Source organism: Bradyrhizobium sp. 153 (assembly GCF_023073835.1).
GTDB lineage: Bacteria > Pseudomonadota > Alphaproteobacteria > Rhizobiales > Xanthobacteraceae > Bradyrhizobium.
In genome coordinates this window covers 52,347-67,947 of sequence record NZ_JADPKH010000007.1, presented here as the reverse complement: position 1 = coordinate 67,947, position 15,601 = coordinate 52,347, and the positions used below count along the sequence as shown (strand labels likewise).

The window sequence follows — 15,601 nt, the reverse complement described above, 5'->3', positions numbered from 1 at the left end:
CCTAATCGCCTGAATAGCGCTGCTCGGTCCACGGATCGCCGCGGTTATGATAGCCGCGGACTTCCCAGAAGCCCGGCGCGTCCTTGTTCAAAAATTCGATGGCCTGGAGCCATTTGGCGCTCTTCCAGAAATACAGATGCGGCACGACCAGCCGCACCGGGCCGCCGTGCTCGGCCGATAGTGGCTGGCCGGACCAGCTATGGGCGAGCAGCGCATCCTCGGCGGCAAAGTCTTCCAGCGCGAGATTGGTTGTGTAACCATCATAGGAATGCAGCACGACGAAGCGCGCATCCTCGCGCGGCTGGCAGGCCGCGAGCAGCTCACGCGTCGCGAGTCCTTCCCACTCATTGTCATAGCGCGACCAGGTCGTCACGCAATGGATGTCGGAGGTGAACCGCGCCTGCTTCTGCGCGATAAACTCGTCGAAGGTCCAGAACACGGGATTTTCGATCGCGCCATAGACGTCGAGCCGCCAGCGCTCGCGCGATACCGGCGGCACGACCCCGAGATCGAGCACAGGCCAATCCTTGGTGAGATGCTGGCCGGGCGGTAGCCTTTGGTCTTCAGGCCGCGTGATCTTGCCGGTGAGGAAGCGGCCCTCGCGCGCCCATTTCTCCTTGGTGCGCGTCAGCTTGCTGTCGGATGGCGTCTCGTCGGTCATGGCCTACTCGTGCCGATGCATTGCAGAGGCGTGCTTGGTGTCGCGCATGGTGGAGTAGATGATCAGCGACAAGCAGATGATGCCGGCAAGATAGAAATAGAACCACTCCTCGTGCCCGATGCTCTTGAAGTAGAGCGCGATCGCCGGCGCGGTGCCGCCGAAGATCGAGACCGTGATGGCGTAGGGCAGGCCGACGCCGAGCGCGCGGACATTGGTCGGGAACAACTCGGCCTTCACCACCGCATTGATCGAGGTGTAGCCGGCGACGAACAGCCAGGCGGCGCAGATCAGGATGAACGCGACGAAGGGTGACTTTGTCTCCTTCAGCGTCATCAGCAGCGGCACGGTCGCGAGCGTGCCCGCGGCACCGAAGAAGATCAAGAGCGGCTTGCGCCCGATCCTGTCTGAGATGGCGCCGTAGATGGGCTGGAGGATGGTCGCGAAAATCAACGTGCCGAAGATCACGAAAGTGGTCTGGTCCTCGGTCAGCCCGACCGAAAGCTTGACGAAGGTTTGCATGTAGGTGGTGAAGGTGTAAAACGCCGCAGTGCCGCCGGCGGTGAGGCCGACGACCAATAGCAGTTCGCGCGGATAGCGCAGCAGATTGGTGATCGAGCCGGTCGGCTTCACCACCTTCTTGGCTTCCTCGAACGCTTCGGTCTCGTGCAGGCCGCGCCGCATCACCGCGGCGAAGATCGCGAGAGCCGCGCCGATCGCGAAGGGGATACGCCAACCCCAGTCCTTCAGCTCCTCCGGCGTGAGGAAGACCTTCTGCAGAAGCAGCAGCACGATGATCGCGGTGAGCTGACCACCGATCAGCGTCACGTACTGGAAGCTGGAATAGAAGCCGCGGTGCTTGGGGTCGGCGACTTCGCTGAGGTAAGTGGCGCTCGCGCCATATTCGCCCCCGAGGCTCAGGCCCTCGATCACACGGGCGAGCGCCAGGATCACCGGTGCGGCGAAGCCGATCGTGGCATAGGTCGGCGTCAGCGCGATGATCAGCGAGCCGAAGCACATGAAGACGACAGACAGGGTCAGGGAGATGCGGCGGCCGAAATGGTCGGCGAGATAGCCGAAGAACCAGCCGCCCAGGGGCCGCATCAGGAAGGTCGCCGCGAATACAACGGCGACGTTCAATTGCTGCACGACGGGGTCGTTACCAGGGAAGAACGCGGGAGCGAAGTAGAGCGCGAACGCCGTATAGGCGTAGAAATCGTACCATTCGACGAGATTGCCGATCGAGCCGATGAAGATCGCCTTGATCCGCCGTTCAGCGTCGGCGACGTCAAAATGCCCAGAGGCCGGTTTGGTTGCTTGCTCTGTCACGTCCGGCCTCCCGTACTCTGTTGGAGAGGCCTACATCGCCTTTCCGAGCAGAAATGGCAACTGGCGGGGGCCTCTCACCGTGCCCTGCGACCAGGTCACGGTGCCTGCCGGGTCGAGCGCGAAGTCTGGAATGCGTCTCAGCCATTCCTCCAGCGCAACCTGCATTTCCATGCGCGCAAGGTTGGAACCGACGCAGCGATGGATGCCAAGCCCGAAGGCGGCGTGGCGGTTTTCGCGGCGGTCGATCACGACTTTGTCAGCGTCCGGAAACATCTTGGGGTCGCGGTTCGCCGCCGGGAAGGACAAGAGCACCATGTTGCCCGCCTTGACCGGGCAGCCCGAAATTGTGGTGTCCTGGACCACCTCGCGCGCCATTGTCACCGGCGAATAGGCGCGCAGCAGCTCTTCCACCGCGATCGGGATCAGCCCGGGCTCGGCGATCAGCCGCTCGCGATCGGCCGGCGTTTTCGCAAGATGCCACAGCGAGGAGCCAATCGCGCTCCAAGTGGTGTCGATGCCGGCGATCAGCAGCAGGCGCAGCGAGCCCACCGCGTGGGAGTCCTCGAGCGGATTGCCGTCCTTGTCCCTGGCATTCATCAGATAGGAGATCAGGTCATCGGTCGGCTTCGTCTTGCGCGCCTCGATGTGTCCGCTGAAATAGGCGCTCATCTCCTCGACGGCCTGGAGCAGCTTGGTCTCGTCCTTGATGCCGAGCTCGAGGATCATGTGGATCCAGTTGATGAAGAGGTCGCTGTCGCTCTCGGGAATGCCGAGCATATGCGCGATCGCGCGCACCGGAATGTGCTTCGTGTAGCGCGCCGCAGCGTCCACGCTCTTTTCGGCGATGAAGTCGTCGATCAGTTCGTTGCAGATAGCGCGGACCCGCGGTTCGAGCTTCTTCATCGCATCCGGCGTGAACGGCGGCAGCAGCAATTGCTTGGCCGGCTTGTGCACGGGCGGGTCGGAGGTGATCGGCGGGGCGGCGTTCTTGCTGGTGATCTCCGGCCGCACGTCGCGGACGATGATCCGGCGCGAGGAGAAATGCGTGGTGTCGTTGGCGATCTCGCGCACCGCCTCATAGGTCGTCGGCAGATAGCAGCCGAGGAAGCGTTTTGTGTGCACCACCGGACTCGCGGCGCGCAACTGGTCCCAGATCGGGAAGGGATCTTCCGTCCATTGCGGATCGGTGTGGTCGAAATCATGAAACCAGTCGGTGACGGGTGGATGGGCGGCAGGCAGGCTGGCGTCGGACATCTCTAATCCCTCGGGTTCGTGGTCGCTGAAGACAGGCGAGCGGGCGGAGAGCGCGCTACTCCTCGATCACGTCGATTGCGATTTCCGGGCAGTTGGATTTGGCAAGCCAGGCTTTGTCTTCCTGACCCGCCGGGACCGTGCCGTCGCCGGTTTCATGGGCGTTGCCGAATTCGTCGAGCTCGAATAGCTCCGGCGCGAGCGCCTTGCAGCGGGCGTGGCCCTGGCACTTGTCGGGATCGACGTGAACCTTCAGTCGCTCTGTCATCGCGGCTTCCTCGGTCGTTTGCGCGCGAGGCCCGAAGGCGGCGCGTTTCCTCATCTGAGCTCTTCTTAAGTTATATCCTATTACATTCGCGGCAGGCTTCCCCTGTCAAGCGCAAACTTATAGGCTTTGCTCGATATGCGCTCACAACCCATCCGCAAGCCCGAGAAGACCTACCACCATGGCGATCTTCGCGATGCCTTGATCAAGGCCGCTCTGCGCGAAGCGGAACGCGGCGGCGCCGAGGCGATCAGCATCAAGGCGCTGGCCAAGCAGCTCGGCGTCTCGCAGCCGGCGCCGTACCGGCATTTTGCCGACCGCGAGGCCTTGCTCGCGGCGGTGACGGCGGAGGCGTTCCGGCAGCTCAGTGCAATTTTGCGCGAGGCGATGGCAAGCCCGTCGAAGCAATCGAAGCTGTCGCGGCTCGCGCTGGCCACGCTCGACTTCGGCCTCCGTCGCAACGGTGTCTACCGCCTGATGTTCGCCTCGCGCACTGTGTCATGCGCCGCCAAGGGCAGCGAGCTGCACGAGGCGACGCGCGAAACCTTTGCGCTCGTGATCGAGGCCTTGGAGGCTCCGGCGGTCGGTTACTTGCGCGAGCGGCAAGCGCTCAAGATCTGGGCGGCACTGCACGGCGTCGTGATGCTTGCTGAGCAGGGCTTGTTCACCGGCGAGGCGGCGCATGCCACGCGTGAGGAATTGGTCGAGGACTTCGTGAGCGAAACCAAGGCCGCCCTGGCCGTCGCGATCAAGGATGCCCGGCGAAAAAAGAACGGCGCTTAGGCTCCCGCTTTCAGCAGCCTCATCAGCTTGTCGACCGCGCTCTCCGGTGTAGTTACGACAGGGCGGCCGGTGGCCTCGGCGACCAGCGGCGCCGTCGCGGCGATGCTGAACTGCGCGAGCGCAATGACGTCGCAATCGCGCAAGTCGCGCGATGCGTCTGCAATCAGCCGATCGTGCGTGGCGCGATCGCCGCGGTCGAGTGCCGCCAGCGCCCCTTCGGCGAGTTTCGGTACGACCTCGACGGCGGCCGGAAATTCCTCGGGCATCGAGGCCAGGGTCGGCGGGAAAGTCGAGAGCAGGCCGATGCGCTGACCCAAGGTCACGGCACGTTCGATCATGGCCTCGTTCGGCCTCAGCACCGGCATCGGTGCATGCGCGCGCGCGACCGCTTCGATGCAGGGACCGAAGGCCGAACAGGTGAACAAAATCCCATTCGCCCCCGTTGCCGCCGCGTAGTCGCCCAGTGCCAGGAAGCGCTCGGTCATGGTATCGCTGAGCACGCCGTCGCGCGCCAGATCGGCCGACAGGCTGTCGTCGAGCAGGTTCATCAGCCGTACCTCGGGCCAAGCCTTCGCGAACGCCGTCTCGATCGGGGCGATGGAATGCTTAAGGGCGTGGATGAGGGCGATCCGCATATCTTCGCTGCTTCTCCCTCTCCCCGTTCTTTAGGGGGAGAGGGCTGGGGTGAGGGGCTCTATCAGCGCATATGGCGACAGTCGGAGGGTGGAGAGTCCTTCCTCAGCCGGATTGCTGCGTAATCCGACCAAGCGGGGAGAGGTGAACTCCTTACTTGAACGGAATGGCGTACATCAAGCCGCCTTTACTCCAGAGCCCATTGAGGCCACGATCGAGCTTGAGCGGGCTGGCCTTGCCGACATTGCGCTCGTAGATCTCGCCATAATTGCCGGTGGTCTTGATCGCCGTGACCAGCCATTTGTTGTCGAGCCCAAGCCGCGAGCCGAGGTCGCCGGAGGCACCAAGGAGCCGCTGGATTGCAGGCGTCTGCGATTTCGCCATTTCCTCGACATTGGCTTGCGTGACGCCGAGCTCTTCTGCCTCGATCAGGCCGTAATGCAGCCAGGTGATGATGTCGCTCCAGACCTCGTCGCCGTTGCGGGTGAAGGGGCCGAGCGGCTCCTTGCTGATGGTCTGCGGCAGCACGACATAGTCGGCCGGGTTCGGCGCCGCGGTGGTCACTGCACCTGCGAGCGCGGAGGCGTCCTGGGTCATGGCATCGCAACGGCCGCCGAAAAAGGTCTGGTACATGGTGTCGATGCGGTCGAACACCAGCGGCTTCCAGTCGATGCCGTTGGCGCGGCCGTAATCGCCCAGCGTGACCTCATGCGTGGTGCCTTGAGCCACGCAGACGGTGGCGCCCTTGAGGTCCTTGAGCTCCTTCACGCCGAGGTCCTTCTTCACGACGAAGCCCTGGCCGTCGTAGAAGTTGATCGGACCCTGCCGCAGGCCCAGCGTGACGCCGCGCAAGTAGGTCTGGGTCGAGTTGCGGTAGAGTACGTCGATCTCGCCCGATTGCAGCGCGGTGAAGCGATTCTGCGCAGTCAGCGAGACGTAACGCACCTTGTTGGGATCACCGAGCACGCCGGCCGCAAGGGCGCGGCAATAGTCGACGTCGAGACCCTTGTAGTTGCCTTGCGAATCCGGCGCGGAGAAGCCGGCAAAACCGGCGCTGACGCCGCACACCAACGTGCCGCGGCTCTTCACCGTGTCGAGCGTCGCGGCCGAAGCGACAACAGTCGATGCTGCGAGCACGCCCGCTGCGATAACCACTTTCCTAATCATGCTACTCTCCCCTCAGTGATTGACATTACGCAACACGTTGTCGACGGCCGTGCCAAGCCTGTCGACGATCAGGTCGATCTCATCTGCGGAAGCGATATAGGGCGGCGCCAGCAGCACGTGGTCGCCGCGCGCGCCGTCCACGGTGCCGCCGCCGGGATAGCAGCCGAGCCCGTTGGCGAGCGCCTCCGCCTTGATTTTCTGGTGCAGCTTGAGCGCCGGATCGAACGAGGTGCGGCTGGCGCGATCGGCGACGAGCTCGATGGCCCAGAACAGGCCGCGGCCCCTGATGTCGCCGACATGGCGGTGATTGCCGAAGCGTTCGGTCAGCCGCTGCTCGAGTTGTCGTCCGCGCTCCCTGACCCGATCGAGCAGGCCGTCCTCGCGGATCACGTTTTGCACCGCGAGCGCCGCCGCGCAGGCGAGGGGATGCGCCAGATAAGTGTGACCGTGCTGGAACGCGCCTGAGCCGGCGCGGATCGTGTCGATGATCTTGCCGCTCGCGAGCATCGCGCCGATCGGCTGGTAGCCACCGCCGAGCCCCTTGGCGATCGCCTGGATATCGGGCGCGACACCTTCCTGCTCCCAAGCGTGCGTGGTGCCGGTGCGGCCCATGCCGCACATGACCTCGTCGAGGATCAGCAGCGCGCCGTGCCGGTCGCAGATCTCGCGCATGGCCTTGAAGTAGCCGTCCGGCGCGGTCACGGCGCCGGCGGTGGCGCCGACCACGGGCTCGGCGAGAAACGCCGCGACCGTGTCGGGCCCCAGCCGCTGAAACTCGGCCTCGAGCTCGGCGGCAAGGCGCGCGACGAACTGCGCGTCCGCCTCGCCCTCGCGCTTCTCGTGATAGGCGAAGGCCGGCATGACGTGGCTGAACGCAGCCGAGAGCAGCGGCGCGTAGGGCGCGCGTCGCCAGGCATTGCCGCCGGCGGCCAGCGCGCCGAGCGTGTTGCCGTGATAACTCTGCCGCCGCGCGATGAAGTGCTGCCGCTGCGGCTCGCCGCGCTCGATGAAATATTGCCGCGCGAGCTTGATGCTGGCCTCGATCGCTTCCGATCCGCCGCTGACGAAATAAGCGTAGGCGAGACCGCCGGGCTCGTGCCCAACCAGCGCGTCGGCCAGCGCCTCGGCCGGCTCGGAGGAGAAGAACGCCGTATGAGCATAGGCAAGCGTCGCGGCCTGCTTCGCCATCGCCGCGATCACGCGCGGGTGCTGGTGCCCGAGGCAGGAGACCGCCGCGCCGCCGGAGGCATCGATGATGCGCCGGCCATCCTCGGCGAAGAGATAGACGCCTTCGCCGCCGATCGCCTTGGGCGGCGTTTCGCGCAATGAGCGATGCAACACACGGCTGGTGCGGGCGGCCATGGGTCAACCTTTCTCTGGGACGTAAGTGGAGGCCGCAGCGAGTCGCGCCTCGGTACTTTCCAGACGCTTCTTCGCGGCAACCCCGCCGAGCGAGAACGTGACCGCCGCGAGCGACTGCGCGATCGCAATCGCGCCAGTGAGGCTCGGAAAGAAGCCGGGGGAGGAGGCCGCCTCGAACAGCAGCACGTGGTCGGCGCCCTCTGCCATCGGTGCCGAGAGACTATCCGCGATGGCGACCAGTGTCGCGCCGGTACGATAGACCGCCTGTGCGACGCGGACGCTTGCATGCGTGTAGGGCAGGAAGCCGACGACGATGACCGCTTCCCCGGGCCGGAACGCGCCGAGATCGAGGTCGTCGGGCCCGGAAGCGCCGACGAGTTGGACCTGTTCGGGTCGAAACAGTCGCAGCTCGTAGTTCAGCAATTCCGCGACGCTGCGGCAGCTTCGATAGCCGGCGATCCAAATCCGCTTGGCGTCGTGCAGCGCGCGGGCAGCTTCCGCGATCGGCTGCGCCGGGATCCGTCGAAGACCCGCGGCCTCCGCCTGGAGCTTGTCGATGACGAGCGCGACATCGGCGTTCGGCCCGTGCCGACGGCCCTTTGCGCGGCCGGAGAAGGGCGCGGTCTGCGATGGCCGCCGCGCCTCGGTCAGCGCCGCGCGCAATTCCTCCCAGCCGGAATAGCCGATCGCCTTCGCAAGTCGCGTGAACGCAGCAGGATCGGCGCCGGCTTCCGCCGCGAGATCGCGCATGGAACGGGTGGTGGCGTCGTAATCGTTGGCGGCGACGAAGCGTCCGACTTCCTGCAAGCGCATCGGGAGCGATGGCAATGCAATACGCAGCTCGCTCAACGGCGAGGATTTCGCGGGCTCGACCATGAAACATTTGTTGCATGGATTGAAGTTTGGTGCAACAGTTGACGTGCGCTGCCGGAAATCGCTGCCTTTTTGAGAAGGTTTTTGTGCCGTGACATCAGACGTGCCGAGACCGCCGCCACGCCGTCGTTTCATCGGCGCCTTTGGGCGCCGCGAACTGAAGGGCCTGTTCTGGCAGGTGCTGGTCGTCGGCATCGCGGTAGCGGTCGTCGCTTTCCTTTGGTCCAACACCGTCACGAACCTCTCGGCTCGGCGCATCACGACTGGCTTCGCCTTCCTCGGTCGCGAGGCCGGGATGCCGATCGCCGACAGTCTGCTCGCCTATAATCCGAGAGACACTTATCTCTGGGCGTTCATCGTCGGCGTCACCAACACCTTGCGCGTTGCCGTGATCGGAATCGTGCTCGCGACGATTTTGGGCACGCTGATCGGCATTTCGCGATTGTCGGCGAACTGGCTGCTGTCACGGCTCGCTGCGGTCTATGTCGAGACGCTCCGCGATATCCCGCTGCTGCTTCAGCTCCTGTTCTGGTACGTGTTGATGCAGGCGCTGCCGGCCGCACGCGCCGCGTGGCGACCAGTCGAGGGTGTGTTCCTGTCCAATCGCGGCCTGATCCTGCCGGCGATCCCGTTCGGGCCGGCGCAGCTCGCGGTCCTCGGCACCGCCGTGCTGGGTTGCGCGGTGTTCTATATCGTCCGGCGATCGCTGGTCGCGCAGCAGATGCGCGATGGCAAGCCGCGGTCGGCGTGGCCCTTTGCGGTTGCGCTGGTGATTGCGTTGCCGGCGCTGGCGTCCGTGCTGCTCGGTGCATCCTGGAGCATCGAATGGCCCGAGCTGCGCGGCTTCAACTTTGTTGGCGGGCTGACGCTGGCGCCGGAATATTTCGCGCTGTTGCTCGCACTCGTCACCTACACCTCGGCCTTCGTCGCCGAGATCGTGCGCAGCGGCATCCAGTCGGTGCCGCGGGGACAGTGGGACGCCGCCAACGCGCTTGGCCTGCGCCGCAGCTTCATGCTGCGGCAGATCATCCTGCCACAGGCATTGCGCGTGATCGTTCCGCCGATGACGAGTCAGTATCTCAATTTGACAAAGAACTCATCGCTCGCTGTCGCGATCGGCTACCAGGACGTGGTCTCGATCGCCAACACCACGCTGAACCAGACCGGGCAGGCGATCGAGGCGATCGCGCTGATCATGGCGGTGTTCTTGACCATCAGTCTCGGGATCAGCTTTTTCATGAACTGGTATAATGCGCGCATCGCGCTGGTAGAGCGCTGAGGATGACGGCGATCAGCGATATGCCGGACGTGCCGCGTGCCGCTCGCCGCCCGCAAGTTGGTAATCCGATGCTGCGCTGGCTGCGCAGCAACTTGTTCTCGTCGATTCCGAACGGCATCCTCACGATCGTGCTGCTGGCGGTGCTCGCGAAGGGCGTGATCAGCTTCGTGCAATGGGGCATCGCCAGCGCTGTCTGGCTTACGCCGGCGAATGATTCCAGCGCTTGCCGCGCGGTGCGCGGCATCGGCGCCTGCTGGGCTGTCATCCCCGAAAAGTACCGCTTCATCCTGTTCGGCACCTATCCATTCGACGAACAGTGGCGACCGGCGTTGTCGGTCGTGCTGTTCATTCCGCTGTTCTATCTCTCGACCCGCCGCGCACTGTGGCGGCGCGAACTCGTTTTCATCTGGATCGGTGCACTCGCGCTGATCAGCGTGCTGATGTGGGGCGGGGTGCTCGGGCTCTCGTTCGTCTCGCAGGACCGCTGGGGCGGATTGCCGGTCACGCTGATCCTGGCGACGTTTGGACTCGCGTTCGGCTTTCCGCTCGGCATCCTCGTCGCGCTCGGCCGTCGTTCGAAGCTTCCGGCAATCCGCTCGCTCAGCGTGCTCTATGTCGAGCTGATCCGCGGCGTGCCGCTGGTGAGCCTCTTGTTCATGGCGAGCGTGATGTTTCCGCTGTTCATGCCGAGTGGGTTCAACATCGACAAGCTGTTGCGCGCACAGATCGCGATCATACTGTTCGCGGGCGCCTACCTTGCCGAAGTCATCCGCGGTGGTCTCCAGGCCGTACCGCGCGGGCAGTATGAGGCTGCCGACGCGCTGGGACTGTCCTACTGGCGCAAGCACCGGCTGATCATCTTGCCGCAGGCGATCCGCCACGTCATCCCGCCACTGGTCAACACCTTCATCGCCTTCTTCAAGGATACCAGTCTCGTGCTGATCATCGGCATCTTCGACCTGCTGACGACGGCGAAGACCGCGATCATCGATCCCGCTTGGCAGCAGTTTTCCGTCGAGGTCTATATCTTCGTCGCCGCAATCTATTTTGTCTTTTGCTTTGCGATGTCGCGCTACAGCCGGAGTCTGGAGGCATCAGGCGCGCGGTGACGCTCGGGCCGCGGCGATGCAGCGCATCGCTGAAAGAGCGCTGCGCTGCGTCCGGGCACCAGAGCGAGATTAATTCTTCACCTTCGGATCGATCGGGGTCGTGCCGCGCAGGCCCAATATATCCTCCAGCACCTTCGCGCCTGCAATCACCTGCGCATCTGCGCGCGGTGCGCCGACCACCTGCACGCCGACAGGCAGGCCGGACGCGGTAAAGCCGCAGGGCAGCGACAGCGACGGGCAGCAGGCGAGCGTGATAGCGTAGACGATGCCGAGCCATTCGACATAGTTCTCGAACGTCTTGCCGGCGCATTCGGCGACATAGCGATGCTCGACGGGGAAGGGCGGCACGATCGTCGTCGGCACCAGCAGGAGGTCGTAGGTCTTGAAGAACTCGACGGCGCGCGCGGTCATGCCGACGCGCTGGGCCTCGGCGCGCTCAAGCTGCTCGACGGTGAGCTTGAGGCCTTCCTCGATGTTCCAGATCACCTCGGGCTTGAGCAGGTCACGCTTGGTCCGGAGAAGTTGCGCCTTGCTGATCGCGAAATCGAAAGCGCGCAGCACGTGGAAGCATTCATGCGCCTCGCGCCAGTCCGGATGCGCCTCCTCGACGATGACGCCGGCCTCGGCGAAACGTTCAGCTGCCTTGCGCGTGGTCGCCTTGACCTCGGGATCGACCGGCGTGATGCCGAGATCGGGCGAATAGGCGATGCGCTTCGGCTTCTTGCCGGACTGCGCCGCCGAGAGAAACGAAGTCAAAGGCGCCGGCAGCGACAGCGGATCGGCGGCATAGTCGCCGCTCATGGCATCCAGCAGCAGCGCGAGATCCTCGACGTTGCGCGCCATCGGACCCTGCACGCCCAGATTGCGGTCGATGCCTGCCTTCGGCGTATGCGCGACACGGCCGATGCTCGGCCGCATGCCGACGATGCCGCAGAAGCTCGCCGGGCTGCGCAGGCTGCCGCCCATGTCTGAGCCCTGCGCGAGCCAGGCCATGCCGGTGGCGAGCGCAACTGCTGCGCCGCCGGAGGACCCGGCCGCAGATTTCGAAGTATCCCAGGGATTGAGGGTCGCGCCGAATACCTCGTTGAAGGTGTTGGCGCCGGCGCCGAATTCCGGTGTGTTGGATTTGGCGTAGACGACCGCGCCGTTGGCCTCGAGGTTCTCGACCATGAGGTCGGATTTCGCCGGGATGTTGTCCTTGAAGATCGGCGAGCCCTGGGTGTTCAGCACGCCCGCAACGTCGGTCAGATCCTTGATCGGCACCGGCAGGCCCGCGAGCAGCCCGCGTGCGCCGGCCGGCTTCTGCATCAGCGCCTTGGCGTGATCCCGGGCGCGATCGAAGCACAGCGTCGGCAGCGCGTTGACCTTGCTGTCGACTTCACTGATGCGCTTCTCCAGCACATCCAGCAGCTCGAGCGGGGAGATGTCGCCGGACCGCAATTTGTCGACGACGGTGCACGCGGTTTCGCGAATCAGCTCTTGAGACAATTAGTTTACTCCTGTGCTTCTTCTAGGCTCCCTCGTTGCGAGGAGCGAAGCGACCAAGCAATCCAGACCTTTTGCGTAGAGGCATTCTGGATTGCTTCGCTGCGCTCGCAATGAGGAGGGATAGACCTACCCCCACCCGGCGCTGATGCCGCCATCGACGGTATAGATCACGCCCGACGTATAGCCCGAGCGAGCCGACGCCAGGAACGCCATGAGGTCGCCGATCTCGCGCGCATGCGCAGGGCGCCCGAGCGGCAGACTCTTCTGGAATTCGCTGTAGCGGCTCTCGTCGCCAAATTGGTGCTTTGCCCGCGTCTTGAGCAGGGTGACGTGGCGGTCGGTGCCGACAGGGCCGGGATTGATGCCAACCACACGGATGTTGTCGGCGAGACTTTTTCCACCGAGGGCACGGGTGAACGCCATCAGCGCAGCATTGCCGGCGCTGCCGCAGATGTAATTGCCATCAAACTTCTCGCCGGCCGCGCCGATGTCGTTGACGATCACGCCGCCACCCTTGGCTTTCATCTGCGCGTAGATCTGCCGGGTGAGGTTGATGTACCCGAACACCTTCAATTCCCAGGCGTGCCGCCAGGTCGCCTCGTCGATCTTGTCGATGGACCCGCCGGGGATGTCGCCGGCATTGTTGACGAGGATGTCGATGCCGGCGGCCTCCTTGGCGAGCCGCGCAATGTCCTCGGCTTTGCGCAGATCGACGACACTCGTCGCGGCGTCGATCTGGTGCGCGGAACGCAACCGCTCGGCCAGCGCCTTGAGCTGCTCGCCGCTGCGGGCGGCAAGCAGCAGATGCGCGCCTTCCTCGGCAAACGCCTCGGCGGCGGCCGCGCCGATGCCCTTGGATGCGCCCGTGATCAGGACGCGCTTACCGCGCAGATGCAGATCCATGAGGGGTACTCGCAGGATGGGAACAGGATCAGATCAGTAGGCGCTCGGTCGCGCCACGGTCAACATTGCAGTGCAGCGTTGCACTGCCGCCGCGTTTGGTCCATTGCAGTGCAATCAAAAGGCGGCTGCCGAAACCAACCAAGGACGTTCTCGATGAGCAAGAAACAATACCGGATCGCAGTCATTCCCGGCGACGGCATCGGCAAGGAAGTGATGCCTGAGGGCCTGCGCGTTCTGGAAGCGGCGGCGAAGAAGCACGGCGTGTCCCTGCAATTCGACCATTTCGACTTCTCGTCCTGGGATTATTACGAGAAGCACGGCCAGATGATGCCGGATGACTGGAAGGAGAAGATCGGTAAGCACGATGCGATCTATTTCGGCGCGGTCGGCTGGCCGGCCAAGATTCCGGACCACGTCTCGCTGTGGGGCTCGCTGATCAAATTCCGCCGCGAGTTCGACCAGTATGTGAACCTGCGTCCCGTGCGGCTGATGCCCGGCGTGCCGTCGCCGCTGGCGAATCGCAAGCCCGGCGACATCGATTTCTGGGTGGTGCGCGAGAACACGGAAGGTGAATATTCCTCCGTCGGTGGCCGCATGTTCCCGGACACCGAGCGCGAGTTCGTGACGCAGCAGACGGTGATGACTCGCACCGGCGTTGACCGCATCCTGAAGTTCGCCTTCGAGCTCGCGCAGTCGCGGCCGAAGAAGCACCTGACCTCGGCGACGAAGTCGAACGGCATCTCCATCACCATGCCCTATTGGGACGAACGCGTGGAGGCGATGGCCAAGAAGTTCCCGGGCGTGAAATGGGACAAGTACCACATCGATATTCTCACCGCGAACTTCGTGCTGCATCCGGACTGGTTCGACGTCGTGGTCGGCTCCAATCTGTTCGGTGACATCCTCTCCGATCTCGGCCCGGCCTGCACCGGCACCATCGGCATCGCGCCGTCTGGTAACATCAATCCCGAGCGCAATTTCCCATCGGTGTTCGAGCCGGTGCACGGCTCGGCTCCCGATATCGCGGGGCAGGGCATCGCCAACCCGATCGGCATGATTTGGTCGGGCGCGATGATGCTCGAGCATCTCGGCGAGAAGGAAGCCGGCAAGTCGATCGTCGACGCGATCGAGCGCACGCTCGCCGAACGCACGCTGCGGACGAAGGATCTCGGCGGCAATGCCGACACCACCGCCTGCGGCAAGGCGGTGGCGGAGATGGTAGACTAGTTCGCTGTTTTACCCTCTCCCCTCGTGGGAGAGGGTGGCTTCGATGCGAAGCATCGAAGACGGGTGAGGAGGAGTCTATCTCCGCAGAAGCAGACCTCTCATTGTGGGTTTTTGCTCGCTGCGAGAACCCCTCATCCGGCGCTTCGCGCCACCTTCTCCCACAAGGGGAGAAGGGAAGACAAGCGTGCCTCGCTCTGCTTAGCCCGCAATCTTCTCAATCGTCGCCTGATCGAGCCCGAACCGCTTTCCGGCGTCCAGAATCTCCTGCCAGGTATTCGGATCCACAGGAATGCCCTCGGCCAGCCGCTTCTTCTTGGTCTCGCGCTCGGGCTCGCCGGCGATCTTCACCTTGTCGACACCCGGGGCGGGGGGCGAGCCGGTGTGCCAGGCGACGAAGCTCTCGACTTCGCGCGCGAGGTTCTCGCCGGTGCCGAGCTTGTTCGGATCGATGATGATCGAGAGCATGCCGTTGAGGACGCGGCGCTTGCTGTCGGCCGGGCCTTTGACGACCTGCCCGCCCGAAAGTGCGCCGCCGAGAATTTCGCACACCAACGCCAACCCAGAACCCTTATGCTCGCCGAACGGCAGGATGGCGCCGTGCGGCGCGATCACGGTGTAGCGCGGGTTCGTGGTTGGCCTGCCTTCGTTATCGATGATGGTGCCGGGATCGAGCGCGACCCCCTTGTTGTAGGCGACGCGGGTCTTGCCCTGCGCAATCTTGCTGGTGGCGAAGTCGAGCACGATCGGCTCGTGGCCTGCGCGCGGGATGCCGACGCAGAACGGATTGGTGCCGTGGCGCGCATCGCTGCCACCCCAGGGTGCCACTATCGGACGCGAGATCACGTTGACGAAGTGGATCGACACCAGCCCGTGCTCAATGCACTGCTCGGCCCAATGGCCGATGCGCCCGATATGGTGCGAGTTGGAGAGGCCGACGACGCACACGCCGTTGCGCTTGGCGCGCTCGGCGCCCAGCTCCATCGCCTCCTGGCCCATCACCTGGCCATAGCCGGTGAGGCCGTCGAGGGTGAGCAGGGGGCCAGTGTCCATCACGATCTTGACGTGCTGGTTGACCGCGAGGCCGCCCTCGGCGACCGCCTCGGCATAGCGCGGAATCATGCCGACGCCGTGCGAGTCGTGGCCTTTCAGGTTCGCCTCGACGAGGTTGGTGGAGACCAATTCGGCTTCGCGATCGGTGGATCCGCCCGCCTTGGCGATGGCATGGATGACGCTGGTGAGCTTCTCTGCCTTGATGGTGCGGTAATCGGCCATTG

Annotated in this window: 15 protein-coding genes; 4 read left to right on the top strand and 11 right to left on the bottom strand. The window is 64.4% G+C overall.

Features of this window, described 5'->3' with window-relative positions; all coding sequences use genetic code 11:
- Position 1: 1 nt before the first annotated feature.
- From IVA91_RS01625 to IVA91_RS01610, 4 genes are read right to left on the bottom strand one after another with little or no spacing between them, the layout of a single operon-like run.
- Entirely contained in the window at positions 2–661 is a 660-nt protein-coding gene (locus IVA91_RS01625; protein WP_247279814.1) for a sulfite oxidase-like oxidoreductase, read from the bottom strand.
- A 3-nt stretch (positions 662–664) separates the two neighbouring features.
- Positions 665–1,987, bottom strand: a complete 1,323-nt coding sequence (locus tag IVA91_RS01620) for an MFS transporter (RefSeq protein WP_247279813.1) — start codon at positions 1,985–1,987, stop codon at positions 665–667.
- A 30-nt stretch (positions 1,988–2,017) separates the two neighbouring features.
- Positions 2,018–3,241, bottom strand: a complete 1,224-nt coding sequence (locus IVA91_RS01615; RefSeq protein ID WP_247458278.1) for a cytochrome P450 — start codon at positions 3,239–3,241, stop codon at positions 2,018–2,020.
- A gap of 55 nt (positions 3,242–3,296) precedes the next feature.
- A complete protein-coding gene (locus IVA91_RS01610; RefSeq protein WP_247279811.1) occupies positions 3,297–3,506 on the bottom strand; it encodes a ferredoxin in 210 nt (69 codons plus the stop codon).
- Between the two features lie 135 nt (positions 3,507–3,641).
- Between IVA91_RS01610 and IVA91_RS01605 the strand changes: the two genes are divergently transcribed.
- The gene (locus IVA91_RS01605; protein ID WP_247279810.1) at positions 3,642–4,286 is read left to right on the top strand and encodes a TetR/AcrR family transcriptional regulator; all 645 of its coding nucleotides are present in this window, start codon (positions 3,642–3,644) and stop codon (positions 4,284–4,286) included.
- Here IVA91_RS01605 and IVA91_RS01600 read toward each other — a convergent pair.
- The 4 genes from IVA91_RS01600 to IVA91_RS01585 all read right to left on the bottom strand — a co-directional run bounded on the left by IVA91_RS01600 (position 4,283) and on the right by IVA91_RS01585 (position 8,324).
- Complete coding sequence (locus tag IVA91_RS01600; protein WP_247279809.1) at positions 4,283–4,921, bottom strand: aspartate/glutamate racemase family protein; 639 nt, start codon at positions 4,919–4,921, stop codon at positions 4,283–4,285. The genes IVA91_RS01605 and IVA91_RS01600 overlap by 4 nt on opposite strands.
- 151 nt (positions 4,922–5,072) lie before the next feature.
- A complete protein-coding gene (locus tag IVA91_RS01595; RefSeq protein WP_247279808.1) occupies positions 5,073–6,086 on the bottom strand; it encodes an amino acid ABC transporter substrate-binding protein in 1,014 nt (337 codons plus the stop codon).
- 12 nt (positions 6,087–6,098) lie between these two features.
- Entirely contained in the window at positions 6,099–7,448 is a 1,350-nt protein-coding gene (locus IVA91_RS01590) for an aspartate aminotransferase family protein (RefSeq protein ID WP_247279807.1), read from the bottom strand.
- Between the two features lie 3 nt (positions 7,449–7,451).
- Positions 7,452–8,324 carry a MurR/RpiR family transcriptional regulator gene (locus IVA91_RS01585; RefSeq protein ID WP_247279806.1) on the bottom strand — a complete coding sequence of 291 codons (873 nt, stop codon included), beginning with the start codon at positions 8,322–8,324 and terminating at the stop codon, positions 7,452–7,454.
- 88 nt (positions 8,325–8,412) lie between these two features.
- Here IVA91_RS01585 and IVA91_RS01580 point away from each other — a divergent pair, with 88 nt between their 5' ends.
- Positions 8,413–9,600, top strand: a complete 1,188-nt coding sequence (locus tag IVA91_RS01580) for an ABC transporter permease subunit (RefSeq protein WP_346015459.1) — start codon at positions 8,413–8,415, stop codon at positions 9,598–9,600.
- Positions 9,601–9,602: 2 nt separating this feature from the next.
- Entirely contained in the window at positions 9,603–10,709 is a 1,107-nt protein-coding gene (locus IVA91_RS01575) for an amino acid ABC transporter permease (RefSeq protein ID WP_247279804.1), read from the top strand.
- A 69-nt stretch (positions 10,710–10,778) separates the two neighbouring features.
- Here the strand turns inward: IVA91_RS01575 and IVA91_RS01570 are convergent, their stop codons facing one another.
- Both IVA91_RS01570 and IVA91_RS01565 read right to left on the bottom strand, forming a co-directional pair.
- A complete protein-coding gene (locus IVA91_RS01570) occupies positions 10,779–12,197 on the bottom strand; it encodes an amidase family protein (protein WP_247279803.1) in 1,419 nt (472 codons plus the stop codon).
- Positions 12,198–12,323: 126 nt separating this feature from the next.
- Positions 12,324–13,100, bottom strand: a complete 777-nt coding sequence (locus IVA91_RS01565) for an SDR family oxidoreductase (protein WP_247279802.1) — start codon at positions 13,098–13,100, stop codon at positions 12,324–12,326.
- A 153-nt stretch (positions 13,101–13,253) separates the two neighbouring features.
- Here IVA91_RS01565 and IVA91_RS01560 point away from each other — a divergent pair, with 153 nt between their 5' ends.
- Positions 13,254–14,327: a tartrate dehydrogenase gene (locus IVA91_RS01560; protein WP_247449733.1), complete on the top strand. Its 1,074-nt coding sequence runs from the start codon at positions 13,254–13,256 to the stop codon at positions 14,325–14,327.
- A gap of 198 nt (positions 14,328–14,525) precedes the next feature.
- Here IVA91_RS01560 and IVA91_RS01555 read toward each other — a convergent pair whose 3' ends face one another.
- Positions 14,526–15,599: a malate/lactate/ureidoglycolate dehydrogenase gene (locus IVA91_RS01555; protein WP_247279800.1), complete on the bottom strand. Its 1,074-nt coding sequence runs from the start codon at positions 15,597–15,599 to the stop codon at positions 14,526–14,528.
- Between the last annotated feature and the right edge of the window lie 2 nt (positions 15,600–15,601).